This window comes from Stenotrophomonas sp. PD6 (genome assembly GCF_049199305.1).
In the GTDB taxonomy this organism is placed as follows: domain Bacteria; phylum Pseudomonadota; class Gammaproteobacteria; order Xanthomonadales; family Xanthomonadaceae; genus Stenotrophomonas.
In genome coordinates this window covers 34,193-47,538 of record NZ_JBLZQD010000014.1, presented here as the reverse complement: position 1 = coordinate 47,538, position 13,346 = coordinate 34,193, and the positions used below count along the sequence as shown (strand labels likewise).

The window sequence follows — 13,346 nt, the reverse complement described above, 5'->3', positions numbered from 1 at the left end:
AACGGGGGACGACCGATCATCCGCCGGCGGGGGAATATCTGGATCAGTCCGGAGCATTCCAAATGAATACCCTGACCAAATTGGCCGCTGTGGTTGTGATTGGTTGTGTCGCTGGCGGCGCGATATCTTCGCTGGCCGTGGCGCAGGTAGCGAAGGGGTTGCCGACTATGGTGTTCCCGTTCAACTGCACGCTGTCCTACAAGGGAGGCTCGCTTGTATCGCCGGTGACGGTGCAAGCATCCAATAGCGAGCAGGCCGAGCAAATGGCGATGGTGGCGGCAACCCCGACCGGGGCAAGCTGCAAGATGCGAGAGAACCAACAGACGGATTAGGACGCGATCGACATCCGTGCGGGCGTCGAAAGGCGCCCGTTTTTTGTCGTGTCCTGCCTTCGGCGTACCGCAGCAGTCTGGGTCAATCTTCGCCGCCGATGCTGCGCTAGGATGCGGCCATGACCCCTGCCATCAACCTGCTCAAGCGCCTGGCCATCGCCCACACCGTGCACAGCTATGCGCACGACAAGGGTGCGGATTCGTATGGCGACGAGGCGGCGCACAAACTTGGGCTGGACCCTGCGCAGGTGTTCAAGACGCTACTGGCCAGCACGGAGAAACACGAACTTCTGGTGGCGATCGTGCCGGTCAGCGGCATGCTGGATCTGAAGGCGCTGGCCGATGCGGCCGGCTGCCGGAAGTGCGAGATGGCCGAGATCGACGCGGCGCAGCGCGCGACCGGTTACCTGGTCGGCGGCATAAGCCCGCTGGGGCAGAAGAAGAAGCACCGCACCTTCATCGACGCCAGCGCGCAGACGCTGCCCACCCTGCACGTCAGCGCCGGCCGCCGTGGCCTGGAAGTAGCGCTGGCCCCCAGCGACCTGCTGGCCCTGACCGAGGGCAATTACGCCCCCATCGGCCGCCCGTCGGCGTAGAGCCACGCCCTGCGTGGCTTGGCGGCTGCACAGCCCACTAACACCAAGGTGAGGATGATCCAACTGCGGGGGTCGCACCTGAAACACCGGGAGCAATCCAATGAATCGCTACCTCACCCTGCCTGTGCTGCTGGCACTCCTGGGCAGTACATCCGTTTCCCTCGCGCAGACCGCGGCGCCGGCCGCAAAAGGTACCCTGTATTACTGCATGGTCTGGTCCGAGGACGGCGACCGCCTGCCCGCGCCTTCGGGCAAGGGGCTCAAGGGCTTCTACAAGGTCACCGCAGCCGACAATGCCGCCGCGCTCCCCCTGGCCGCCGACGCCGCGAGGAAGTATCACGGCGACAAAGTCGATCCGGACAGCGCGGAATGTGAAACCAGCATCGCCGCATTCGACAGCCAGTGATCGACGGCATGTATTGGAAACGGGCACTGCGAGGTGCCCGTTTCCGCTGTCAGGGTGCCTGAATCACGGCCGCCAGTTGGCGTTGCTTTCCCAGAAGGCCACGGCACGCTGATAGGCCTCACGGTCCAGCGGCACGCCCGAACCACCCTCCTCCACCCCGAGTGCGTTGCGCATCATGGTGATCGGCGCCATCGGCACCTCTTCCGGTTCCGCGGTGTAGATGCAGCCGACGATGCCCCAGTCCGCCTCGATCGGCGAGCCTTCCAGTGCAAGCTGCTCCGCGCTGTACAGAATCACCACCAGATAGTTCGCCCGCGGCGATTCCACCCCTTCGAACCAGCGCACCAGCACCGGCAGCTCCGCGCGGTTGCGCGCTTCGTAACCGCTGTGCAGCTGGTGGCGGTTGGCATCGGTGATCGGCACGGTCAGGCAACGCGTGCTGGTCCAGTTCTCGTAGACGAACAGCTTGCAGAACGGCGCGTAGCCGTCGAGCACCTTGAACGGTGCATGCGTGTTGAGGTGCGCCTCGAACTGCGCCGCCGTGCAGTCCTGGATGGTGTTTCCGCGCGGGGTGCGGGGAAATAGGCGGGGACGGGCGAATTCAGTCAGAACGATGGACATGGCTACGCTGCGGCACTAAGGGGTGCACAGGGTAACCCGCGTCATCCATCGAGAATCGCGTGTAGTGCCTGCGCCAGTTCCGGGTACTGGAAGCGGTAGCCGTCCTGCAGCGCGCGCGCCGGCACCACGCGCTGCCCGGTCAGCAGGAGCCCGGCCATCTCGCCGAAGGCCAGTTTCAGTACGAAGGCCGGCGTGATGAGCCGCGCAGGCCGGTGCAGCGTGGCCGCCAGTGTGCGCGCGAAGGCGGCATTGGGCAGCGCTTCGGGGGCGGTGCCGTTGTAGGCGCCCCGGGCGTTTTCATGCTCCAGCAACCAGACGATCAGCCCCACCAGATCCTCGCGGTGGATCCAGCTCATCCATTGCCGGCCATCGCCCATCGGGCCGCCCGCACCGAACCGGAACGGCGGCAGCATCTTCGCCAGCGCGCCCCCGTCGCGGTCCAGCACGATGCCGGTACGCAGCACGCAGGTGCGCAGTCCCAGCGCCTCGGCCTTGAATGCTTCGGCTTCCCACTGCCGGCACAGCATCGCCGCGAAGTCATGCCCCGGCGATGCCGCTTCGTCCAGCACCTCATCGCCGCGCGGGCCGTAGTAGCCGACCGCCGAGCCGGACACGAGCACCTGCGGCCGCTCGGGCAGGCCCCCGATCCAGGCCAGCAGCGCACGCGTGGTGCCCAGCCGCGAATCGAGCAGCGCCTGCTTCCGCGCCGGCGTCCAGCGGCCCTGCATGATCGGCTCGCCGGCCAGGTTCACCACCGCGTGTACCGGGCCGACATCCTCCAGCCGGGCGACGCTGTGCGCCCCGGCAACCGTCGTGCGGCCGGGGTGGCGGGTCAGTACCGTCACCGCATGCCCCTGCGCCACCAGGCGCGCGCACAGGCGCCGTCCGATGAAGCCGGTGCCACCCGTAACCAGAATGTCCATCGTCGCTACCCTCTGCCTGTAAGGTCTACAGTAGACCCGGCCCCGTGCACGGCGGGTGCGACGCACTTCACATTCATCGCGATGAAGCGATATGATGGGTTCACACCCGTCGCCGCCGCCGCCCATGACCGCCATCAGCTTCGAGTTCTATCCGCCCAAGACCGACGAGCAGCGCGCCCAGCTTGATCGCACCGCCGGCAAGCTCAAGTCCTACGCGCCGGAGTATGTGTCGTGTACCTTCGGCGCCGGCGGCTCGACCCTCAGCTATACCTCCGAGACCGTGCGCCACCTCAAGCAGCACCATCGCTTCGACGCGGCCCCGCACCTGTCCTGCGTGGGCGGCAGCCGCGAAGAAATCCGCGAGCTGCTCAAACTGTACCGGGCCATCGGCTGCCGCCGCATCGTGGCCCTGCGCGGCGACCTGCCCTCGGGCATGGGCCACCCCGGCGACCTGCGCTATGCCTCGGAACTGATCAGCTTCATCCGCGCCGAACACGGCGATGCGTTCCACATCGAGGTAGGCGCCTACCCCGAAACCCACCCGCAGTCCTCGGACGCCCTGCTGGACCTGAAGCACTTCAAGGCCAAGATCGACGCCGGTGCCGACGCGGCAATCACCCAGTACTTCTACAACCCCGACGCGTATTTCCACTTCGTCGACGCCGTGCGCAAGCTGGGCGTGCAGGTGCCGATCGTGCCGGGCATCATGCCGATCTCCAACTTCAGCCAGCTGCGCCGCTTTTCCGAGCAGTGCGGCGCGGAGATCCCGCGCTGGATCGGCAAGCGCATGCAGGCCTACGGCGACGATGCCGAGTCGGTGCGCGCCTTCGGTGCCGACGTGGTAGCCCAGCTGTGCGAGCGGCTGCTCGCCGGTGGCGCGCCGGGGCTGCATTTCTACACGCTCAACCTGGCCAAGCCGACCACCCAGGTCCTGAAACTGCTGGGCCGCTGAGCGCGGGCAATGCAATCGCTTGCAGATAACGCAGGCGCCGCTACTCTGCTGCGATGAAATTGCTTGTCCTGCTCCTGCTGGCGTTCTGTGCCCTGTGCGGCCCCTCCGTGGCGTCGGCGCAGGCGCAGCGCGTGAACCGCTGCACCAACGCGCAGGGCCAGACCGTGTTCACCGATCGCAGCTGCGATGCCGTGGGCGCGACCGCACGCATGCCGGCGGGCAATGCATCGGTCGGCAACACCGGCATCTACCGCGCCGGCTGCGCGCGCCGGCTCAGCGAACTGACCGGGCAGATCCGCGATGCGGTGAGCCTGCAGGACGTCAACCGGCTCTCGTCGATCTATCTGTGGGGCAACGTCTCCAACGCGGCCGCCAACCAGATCATCGGGCGGCTGGAATCGGTGGTGCAGCGGCCGCTGATCGACATCGCGCCGGTCTACCCCGAGACCGACGCGCCGCTGCCACCGCCGCCGCCCAACCCGGATGCCACGCTGGTGGAAGCCGTGGAGGCCGCCGCCCCGCCCGCCGGCCGTCCGCGCCCCATTGGCCTGCGGCTGGAACAGACCCTGGGCAGCACGGCCACGCCGGCACGCACCGTGTTCGGCCTGCGCCGCCAGTACGGCTGCTTCTGGATCACGCTTTAGGCGCTTTTGCAGCGGTGCGATTGCATCTTTCGATCGCCGCCAAAATGCAGAGATCAGCGCACATTCGCGCCTGAGTCGCGTCCGGATACTGGCGCCTCCGATGACAGGAGGTTCCCGATGATCACGCATGTACACCGAGTCGCTGCGCGCCGCACGCTGCTGTTGCTGGCCCTGCTCGCGCCCGCCGTTCCGGGTTGGGCCGCCGCTGATGCTCCCCTGCTCCTTGCACACGGGCAGTGGTCGTTCGCGGGGGGCGAGGTCGAGCTGCAGTGGAACCAGGACCTGGCCGAACGCCTGGGGCTGCGCCTGGACATGCCGGGCGTGCATGCGCCGCACGCCGCGACCGTGGTCAGCCCCGCACTTGGGGTCTCCGGCGCGCATGCGCTCACGATCGCTGCACGCCATGGTGCCATCCAGCGCTATCAGGGCGGCGCCCTGCATCTCGCCGCAGCGGGCCAGTTGCAATTGCCGACCGGAGCGCCCATCGCGCTCGAGCAGCTGCGGCTGGCCGCGCTGCCCAACCGCAACGACACCCTGGGCATCCTCGATGCCAGCGGCGCCGTGCTGTTCGAGCTGGACGCGATGATGACCACGCTGGACGCCGCGCGGCAGCGGCTCTCGGTGGTGTCTTCGGACCTGCGCATCAGCGCGGCGCTGGCGGCGCGCATCGGCAGGCCCGAGGTCGCCGGCTGGGTGATCGCCAGCCTGGGGCTTGAAACCCAGGCAGCCCAGCCCGGCGCGCAGGTGAGCGTACCGGCGCCGGTGCGGCACTGGGACGGCGAGCCCGCACCCGACGGCGATGTCTACCGCACCGACCTGATGATGCTGGAGAACAAGGTGCAGTTCACCCGCTGCAACGGGTGCAGTGGCAACGCGGGCAGTGGCGAGATGGTGATCACCCCGGATGCGGAACTGAAGAACAACCTCAACGCGGGTGAGCTGCTGCCCACCGTTCCCGGCGACCCGCTGGGCACCAGCAGCGCGCGCTGGGCCGCGAGTATTCCCTGGCGTCGCATGTTCTCCGACGATGGCGGCCCGTACCAGAACGACCAGCACCCGTATCTGGTCTGGAACATGTACCGCGTCAACGCCGAGGGCGGCCTGCAGCAGATCGGCGCGTCCTGGGCCAAGCATGCCTTCTTCGCGATCAACAGCAACTGCCTGTATCCCGATGAGCCCCCCGGCTTCGCCGTGGGGCCGGGCTGCGAGGATTTGTATTCGGCCGGCACCAATGACGCGTTGTGGATCATGTCCCCGCGCAACGAGATCCTCGCGCACAGCGGGCAGTGGGGGCGCTGTGGCTCCGTGTTCGACCCGGACTGCACCGGTCGGCCCACCTATCCCAGGGAGGACGACCAATACCAGGGCCGGCTGCGGGTGAACGAACAGCAGGTCTCGCCCACCGCCCATCGGGGCGCACGCTGGTTGTTTGAAACCTGGTACGTGGCGCGCGATGACATCAACCCGCTCAACTCCATGGCGACCCAGCGGGTGCGGCCGCGCTGGTCGAACAATCTATGGACGTTCCGCAGCAGCGGCTACGCGCTTGGCCCGGCCATCGACCGCTGGGTCGCGCCGGGCAGCAACCACCCCACCGAACGCAACACCCGCGTGGACACCGGCAACGGCTCCGCGATCCTGGCCATGAAGGCGCGCCAGCTGCCGAACGGCCAGTGGCGCTACGACTACGCGCTGATGAACATCGACGCGGGCACCGCGCGGCTGGGCGGCAGCGGCTCGAACCTGCGCCTGCACGACCACGTTGGCCTGCGCGCACTGTCGGTCGAGGTGGCCGGCACGGTCGATCCCGGGGGCATCGGATTCCACGATGTCGACGCGCAACCCGACAACGACTGGACCGTCTCCACGGCGCCGGGCCGGCTGAGCTGGACCGCACGCGATGACGATGCGCATGGGCTGGGATGGGGAACGCTCTACGCGTTTTCGCTGCACAGTCCCCATGGCCCGGGCACGGGTACGGTGCGCGTGCAGGGTGGCGGGGAGCACCCGCATGATGTCGTCACGCTGGTTCCTGGAGGTGCGCCCGTGCGCTGAGCCCGGCCGGGCGCAGCGTCGTCGCTGGCTCAGCGGCCGGCCCCTGCGGCCTCGCCGGCCCACAGCTGGCTGATCGAGGCGATGCCCTGCGCACCGTGGCGGCGCGCCTCGACGATGTCGCCCGGCCCCAGCCCGCCCAACGCGTACAGCGGCAGCGACACCTGCGCACGCAGCGATTCAAAGCCGGCCCAGCCTATCGGCGTGGCGTCGGCGTGGCTGGTCGTGGCCTGCACGGGGCCCAGCACCGCGAAATCGCAGCCCAGCCGTTGGGCGGCCTGCAGTTGGGCCAGGTCGTGGCAGGAGGCGGCCACCAACTGCCCGGCCGGCAGCGGCCGGGTATCCAGCTGCAGCAGCTGTTCGCTGCCCAGGTGCACGCCGACTCCCAGCCGCCGCGCCAGGTCGATATCGCGGTTGAGCAACCACTGCACGCCGCCCCGGTGGCGGGCCACGGCCTGCTCGGCCAGCGCGACACGCGCCGGGCTGGTGGGCGTACGCAGCTGGACGCGGCGAACGCCTGCCTCCAGTGCCCGGGCCAGCCGGGCGACCCACGCCTGGTGGGCGGCGGCGTCGTCCGCATCCGGTTCGGGGGTAATCAGGTAGCGGTCCGGGTGGCGCAGCGCGGCCACCACCGGCAGGTCGGCCGGCGGCATGGAGTAACGCGACAGCTTGTCCGGAGTCACCCAGGTGATGGCCTGGCCTTCACGACCGCGCGGCGAGCCCTTCCAGCTGCGGATATGCCGCACCTCGAGCCGCAGGTGCTTGTCCGGGTAGACCTGGGGCACGTCCATGATCCACTCGCCCACCTCGGCCTCGATCCCCAACTCTTCACGCAGCTCGCGCACCAGCGCCTGCTCCGAGGTCTCACCGGCCTCGCGCTTGCCGCCCGGGAATTCCCACAGGCCGGCCATGTCGCTGTTCTCGGTGCGACGATTGAGCAGAATGCGGCCACGGGCGTCGGTGATGACGCCGGCCACGACATGGATCGAGCGTTTGGGGGAGGGCATGCAGGCAGGATGCCGAATGACCGCCGGGGTGCGCAATCCCCCGTGGGGGGCGACGAAAGCGCATTCACCGACCCGGCGCCGCCGCGCAATCGGCCGCGCGAGCCGGCAGACCAGACGGAATTGTCCTGAAAGAACGCGCCGTTGACGCCAGGCCATGCAATCGGCCAACCGTGCGTGAAAGCTACCGAAATAGTCGCTTTAGCCACTCGCATTGGCAGTGCATCCAACTACCAGAGTGATGCGCATCAAAGTCCAACGACAAAGCGCGCATTCAACATATTCTGAAAAGTGCATCGGATCAATTGCCTGCACAAAGCACCGCCGATACCTTCCCTCGCACGACGCGCACCGACATCACACCGTGGATGCCGTCATGTACTCAACAGGAGGCGGAGCGTGCTGTTGCACTGGTGGAAGAATGGAATTCAATTGAAGCTGCGCGTGCGCATCTATCCCGATGGGCTGTTGATTGCTGTGCTGTATGCATTGGCCTTCTGGGCTGCACGACAGGTGTCGGTTGACCAGTTTCATATCGGCGCCGGCATCCGGGTCGCAGCCCTATTGCTTTGTCCGCCACGACTATGGCCTTACCTGCTCATCGGCGAGTACGCCTATTTCACTCACCTGCGCTACCCGATGATCGAAACGCACGGACTTGCTTGGTTCGTGCTTGGGTCGGCATTCTTGATGCCAGCTGTGATGCTGGTCATCAGCCTTCATCGCAAGGCAATGGAACGCACGACAGATGTCTGGATACTCTCAGTTGCAGCAGCCGCGGCCATGGTTGTAACGCTGCTCAACGTCGGCATGTCCCAGCTGCTGTGGCCAATCCCTCCCAGCGTGCCCTTGCCCTCAAGAGCGGCGCGCTATCTCCTCGGAGATTTCATCGGCATCCTGACGGCTGTCCCATTCGCCTTGCTGTGGATGCGGCGAAACACGGGCACCCACTGGATCGCCTCGCACCGTCTTCCCACTGTCGCCTGCCTCACGGCGATGCTTATCCCAGGCATCTTGGCCACGCAGCTTCCTCCGGAGTACGTAACGGCCAAGACCGCACTGCACCTGTCAATGACACTTCCAGCCATCCTGCTGACGCGACTGCACGGCTGGTGGGGAGCCGCCGTCAGCCTGCCCGTTCTAAGTGCATCGATTGGTTTTTCCATCACCAGTACCGGCTTGCCCGCTTCGTTCGACCCCGACATGTACAGCACGCAACAGTTCTTCGTGGTGATCGAGATTTCGCTGCTCGCGCTCGGCTCAACCATCAGCCATTACTACCATCGGTACAAACAGCGCGACTTCGATGAGGAACAGTCGGCGAACCTCGCGAAGACTTCGCAGATGGCGGGCGAAACGGACCTGCGACAGCGTGCGCTAGACATCAACCGGATTGGTGACGGCATCGATACCTACCTCAGCGAAACCGCCGATTGGCTGAAACGAAAAGGCCATCATGAAATCGCCAGCAACCTGATTCGCACCTCCAGCCTGTACTCACGCAAATTCCGCGAACAGGCCAGCATGGTCTACCCCACCGCGCTGGAGCATGTCGGGCTTTATCTGGCACTGCAGGTGGGCGGAATCAGTGAAGCGTGGTCCACCACCGACCGCATGGCCCAACCTCGCCTGATCGGCGATCCCTGTCGCTTGACGGTGGCGTTGCAGTTGGCGGCCTACCGTGCGCTGACCGAAGCGGTGGCGCTGCTGCTTCAGCAGGAGTCCGGCCAGATCCGCGTGAGTTCGCGGTGCGGACGGGTTGGCAACCGCGAGGCCATTCTGGTGGTGGTCGCGTTGCTTGACCGGCAACAGGTGTTGTCTGAAACGACCTGCGCGTTGGCGATCAGGCGGCTTACTGGCCGGACCCTCGCCTATGACGGCACCGTGCAGTGCCGCCGCAACCGCATCCGCATGGTGCTCATGGACGCCACCGATGCCCAGCGTCTGGTCGAGGACACGTCCGGCCTACATGCCACGCTGTCTACCGTGTCTTAGCCACACATGCTTCGACACACGAAGGGCCCCTTTCGGGGCCCTTCGTTTGCTTCATCCAGCCCCTTCGATCAGAACAGGATGTTCCAGTTCAGCTGACCACCGAACTCGCTGGCGCCGTCGCCACTGCGACCCTGTGCGAAGAACGACAGGCGGCTGTTGTCGGTGGGCTTGAACGAGAAGCCCAGCTCGGCAATGGCCACGTCGCCGGCCAGCGGCAGGCCGCTCACCGTGAAGCGGTCGCTGCCGGCCACGAAGCGGTTGCTGGTGTCGGCACGCAGGTCGCCACCGGCATGCTGCCAGGCCAGGCCGGCCTCGATGCGGGTGCCGCCTTCCTGGTCCGCGCTGATGTCCCAGGCCGCACGCAGGCCGGCGGTGCTGGTCCACGCCGTGTCCTCGCTCGAGTCCACCGCCAGTGCCGCACTGCCACCGGTTTCGGCGAAGGCGTCACTGCTCAGGCGCGTGTAGGCCAGCGCCAGGTACGGCGTGAGCGTGAGCGCGTCGAGCTCGATGTCCCAACCGCCCTCGGCAAAGCCGGTGATCGCGCTGGCGTCCTGGCGGCCGTCCAGGGTCTGCGCCCAAGCCTGCCCGGCGCCCACGCGGCGCTGGGTGTCCGTGCGGTAGTCGGCGTAGCTGGCGCCGCCGTTCAACCAGAACGACTCGCCACGGAAGCCGGTGTACAGGCCGGCGTGCAGGGCGTCCACGTCGCTGTCGGCGTTGCGGTCGTCGACCTTGTTGCGCAGCCGCTCCGAGCCCAGCGCCACCCCCAGCGTCCAGCTGCCACCGACGCTCAGGTCGATGCCGGCCATCACACCGGCACGGTTCTGGCGCACGCGCGCGGCCGAATCGTCACTGTCCTGGCGCTTGGAGCTGCCGCTGCCGGCCACCCAGAGCGAGGCGCCTTCCACGGCCATGGTCGGGTCCGGCCGCAGGCGCTGGGAAACGCCCTCGCGCAGGAAGCGATCATCCAGCAGCATCGCGCGGTTGCTGGCGTGGATTTCGCCGGACAGCTCGTTGAAGGCCGTCCGCGCGCTCGCCTCGTCGAGCATCAGCAGCGCGTTGTACAGCGCCAGCGCCTCACCGGACTGCTGCAGGCTGTTCAGGCCGTTCGCAATGCCCTGCTGGTTGGGGGTCTGCGCCACGGGATTGAACACTTCCGGCGGCGGCGTGCCCGGGGTTCCCGGGGTTCCCGGCGTACCGGGATTTCCGGGATTACCCGGCGTACCCGGATTACCCGGATTACCCGGATCGACCGGCGTGGTGCCGCCATTGTTGACCGTGATGGTCAGCACCACCTGGTTGCCGTTATGGCTCAACGTGGGCGTAATGAAGGCCGACCGCGAGCTCACCCCGTCGAAGCCGCCCTGCACGCCACCGGCAGCATCCAGCACGGTATAGGTGCGACCGTTCTGATAGCTGGTGGCCGGGTCCAGCCCGTTCACGCGCATGACGGCGTCACCGTTGTTGGCCAGGTTCGAGCCGCGCCCGACGAAGGCCTGGCCGGTGACCTTCAGCAGGTCCCCCTGGCCGTTGCCGAGCAGGTCCACGTCGTAGAACGCGGCCGACGAGACCGCGCCCGATACGCCCGCGTTGAAGAACAGATTGCCGTCAACGGTGATCGTGCCCACGTTGCCCCGGCCCGGCGAGAGCACGCCGCCGTTGGTCACGTAGGTATCGCCCACGGTGGCATTGCCCGCCAGCACGCCGCCATCGCGCACGCTGACGTTGGAGCTGCGCACCACGCTGGTGGTGCCGCCCAGGTTGAGGGTCTGCTGGAAGCCGGCACTTCCGTTGAGCACCAGCGTGCCGCCGGACACATCGATCTGCTGGGCCAGCGCCAGCGACGGGTCGGTGTAGCCCTGGCCGGTGTAAAGGTTGGAGTTGAGCACCAGCGTGCCGGCGCGGACGTCGACCTTTCCGCCGAAAGCGCTTAGGTCGCCGGTCAGCGTGGTGTCGCCGGCCACGTTGATCAGTGCACCACCGGTCCAGGTGGTGCCGCTGGGCACGCTGCGCACGGTGTTGGCCAAGCTGATATCGCCGGTGTGGTTGAACACCAAGCCGCCGGACGTGGCCTGCATGTCGATCGGCGCGCCGGAGATCGCACCGGCGGTCTCGGCCGCCTTCCAATTGAAGGCTGCGGTGGCCGTCGTCCAGTTGGCCGCTTCCCCGCCCAGCACCAGGAAGCCGTTGCCGGACAGGGTGAGGCCGGTGCCCGCGTCGATGCGCCCCTCATCGCTGGCAATCAGGAGGCCGAACGGCTCACTGGCCGCTGCGCCTACGGTGATGCCGTTGGTGGCGGTAATCAGCGAACCCGCGCCGCTCACGTGCACACCTTCGGTCACGACGGCAGGGCTCATCGTGGCAGCGTTGATGCCACCGGACACCTGCAGGCTGTCACTGGTCAAGCGCCCGCCCGCCATGACGTTGAAGGAGCTGTTGACCGTCATCAGCCCACTGTTGGTCCAGTGCGAGCCGGCTTCCAGAATCATGCTGGGCGCCACTGAGATGCTCGAACTGTCCTTGATCAGCGCGGTGTTCGACACGATGGAGCCGCCGAGCATGAGCTGCACCGAAGTAAGCTCTACGGTGCCGGCGTTGATCCGCGCATTCGGGCCACTCACGTTGATCGTCGAAAGCCGGTTGGGGTTGTTGCCACCGACCTCGGCCACCAGCGCACTTGCGTTGAGCACGCCACCATTCTGCACGTTCAGAATGCCGCCACCGTTGCCGCCAACGACCACGTTGGGCGCGTTCACCACTGCGCCGATGCCGTCGATGGTCACCGTGCTCACCGCGTCCTGCGCCACGCCAATGTTCAGCGTTTTGCCGGTCGCGAGTGTGACCGTGCCCCCTGCATTCACGTTCAGCGCTCCAACGCCGCCGGCCCGGACGCCCATCAGCAGGTCGCCGCCGACGTTGACCTTGCCGTTGTTGTCCACGTTTAGCGTACCGGTACCGGCATCACCCAGGCGCACCGCGTTGGTGACAACCAGTTGGCCACCACTGCCGACGGTGACGATGCCGGTGCTGCGGTCATTGCCGCTGGCGAGAGCGCCGACATTCATGCCATAGCTGCCGCCGGTGTTGCGCACCTCGACCTTGGCGTTGTTCGCGATGTTGAGCGTGCCTGTTCCCGAGCGGCCCACCTCGATGACGTCGGCGTTGAGGAACGAATCAGCGCCGTCCACCACCACCAGACCGGTGCCGTTGGCCGCGGAGCCCAACGCAAGCAGGCCGCTCAAGTCGGCATGGCCGCCGCCCTGCACGTTCAGCGTGCCCTTGCCGCGCTCGCCCACCAGCGTCGCACCGTTGCCGTCGACCTTCAGCAGGGCCTGCGGACCGTTCACGGTAAGGGTGCCCTCGCTGCCTGCATTGGTGGCCACCGACGCGCCGCCGCTGTTGGACACGAGCGTGCCGCTACCGGTCACGGTCACCGTGACCGGCGTGGGTCCAATTGGGCCGACCATGAAGCCGTTGAAATGGGAGGTCGGGGTGGTGATGGTCTCATCGGCCGTGTACGGGTAAACCTGGGCAGATACCGACGGCAGCGAGGCGGCGGAAAGTCCCAGCGCCACCGTCATGGCCGCGCACAACGGCGCACGACGATGCACGGCTGCGGTGGACTGCGCGGGGGAAGCGTGCGTGGAAGCAAGCTCGGAGGCGACCTGCATCAGGCCGGTGGTGCGGTTGAACACCAGGCGAAAAATCCTGTTCATGACACTCCATGGATAGCGACTCGAAAACGCGACGCGGCCACTCCCCGTGGCACAGGTGCGCGACACTCCCGCAGCGGAACCCCTTCCGCGGCCGGAGGCACAGGGTAA

At 67.0% G+C, this 13,346-nt stretch carries 11 protein-coding genes; 7 read left to right on the top strand and 4 right to left on the bottom strand.

The genetic code is table 11. The features are described 5' to 3' along the window. The first annotated feature begins 62 nt into the window (after positions 1-62). The 3 genes from ACOZHM_RS16555 (at position 63) to ACOZHM_RS16545 (ending at position 1,334) form a co-directional block, all read left to right on the top strand. Positions 63-332: a hypothetical protein gene (locus tag ACOZHM_RS16555; protein ID WP_421570408.1), complete on the top strand. Its 270-nt coding sequence runs from the start codon at positions 63-65 to the stop codon at positions 330-332. Between the two features lie 119 nt (positions 333-451). Further along, positions 452-928: a Cys-tRNA(Pro) deacylase gene (ybaK, locus tag ACOZHM_RS16550; protein WP_421570406.1), complete on the top strand. Its 477-nt coding sequence runs from the start codon at positions 452-454 to the stop codon at positions 926-928. Positions 929-1,028: 100 nt separating this feature from the next. Beyond that, positions 1,029-1,334 (top strand): hypothetical protein, encoded by a 306-nt coding sequence (locus ACOZHM_RS16545; RefSeq protein ID WP_421570404.1) that lies wholly within the window; start codon positions 1,029-1,031, stop codon positions 1,332-1,334. Positions 1,335-1,397: 63 nt separating this feature from the next. Here ACOZHM_RS16545 and ACOZHM_RS16540 read toward each other — a convergent pair whose 3' ends face one another. Both ACOZHM_RS16540 and ACOZHM_RS16535 read right to left on the bottom strand, forming a co-directional pair. Next, complete coding sequence (locus ACOZHM_RS16540) at positions 1,398-1,955, bottom strand: DUF3228 family protein (protein WP_421570403.1); 558 nt, start codon at positions 1,953-1,955, stop codon at positions 1,398-1,400. Between the two features lie 41 nt (positions 1,956-1,996). Further along, the gene (locus ACOZHM_RS16535; protein ID WP_421570402.1) at positions 1,997-2,878 is read right to left on the bottom strand and encodes a TIGR01777 family oxidoreductase; all 882 of its coding nucleotides are present in this window, start codon (positions 2,876-2,878) and stop codon (positions 1,997-1,999) included. 124 nt (positions 2,879-3,002) lie between these two features. On the opposite strand from ACOZHM_RS16535, the gene metF reads away from it, so the two are divergent. The 3 genes from metF to ACOZHM_RS16520 all read left to right on the top strand — a co-directional run bounded on the left by metF (position 3,003) and on the right by ACOZHM_RS16520 (position 6,529). Beyond that, positions 3,003-3,830, top strand: a complete 828-nt coding sequence (metF, locus tag ACOZHM_RS16530) for a methylenetetrahydrofolate reductase [NAD(P)H] (RefSeq protein WP_421570467.1) — start codon at positions 3,003-3,005, stop codon at positions 3,828-3,830. Positions 3,831-3,883: 53 nt separating this feature from the next. Next, positions 3,884-4,474: a hypothetical protein gene (locus ACOZHM_RS16525; RefSeq protein WP_421570400.1), complete on the top strand. Its 591-nt coding sequence runs from the start codon at positions 3,884-3,886 to the stop codon at positions 4,472-4,474. A 117-nt stretch (positions 4,475-4,591) separates the two neighbouring features. Further along, positions 4,592-6,529 (top strand): hypothetical protein, encoded by a 1,938-nt coding sequence (locus ACOZHM_RS16520; protein ID WP_421570399.1) that lies wholly within the window; start codon positions 4,592-4,594, stop codon positions 6,527-6,529. A gap of 29 nt (positions 6,530-6,558) precedes the next feature. Here the strand turns inward: ACOZHM_RS16520 and ACOZHM_RS16515 are convergent, their stop codons facing one another. After that, complete coding sequence (locus tag ACOZHM_RS16515; RefSeq protein WP_421570398.1) at positions 6,559-7,533, bottom strand: Nudix family hydrolase; 975 nt, start codon at positions 7,531-7,533, stop codon at positions 6,559-6,561. A 396-nt stretch (positions 7,534-7,929) separates the two neighbouring features. Between ACOZHM_RS16515 and ACOZHM_RS16510 the strand changes: the two genes are divergently transcribed. Beyond that, positions 7,930-9,525 (top strand): MASE1 domain-containing protein, encoded by a 1,596-nt coding sequence (locus ACOZHM_RS16510; protein WP_421570397.1) that lies wholly within the window; start codon positions 7,930-7,932, stop codon positions 9,523-9,525. 68 nt (positions 9,526-9,593) lie between these two features. Here the strand turns inward: ACOZHM_RS16510 and ACOZHM_RS16505 are convergent, their stop codons facing one another. Continuing rightward, positions 9,594-13,238 (bottom strand): autotransporter domain-containing protein, encoded by a 3,645-nt coding sequence (locus tag ACOZHM_RS16505; RefSeq protein WP_421570395.1) that lies wholly within the window; start codon positions 13,236-13,238, stop codon positions 9,594-9,596. Positions 13,239-13,346: the final 108 nt, after the last annotated feature.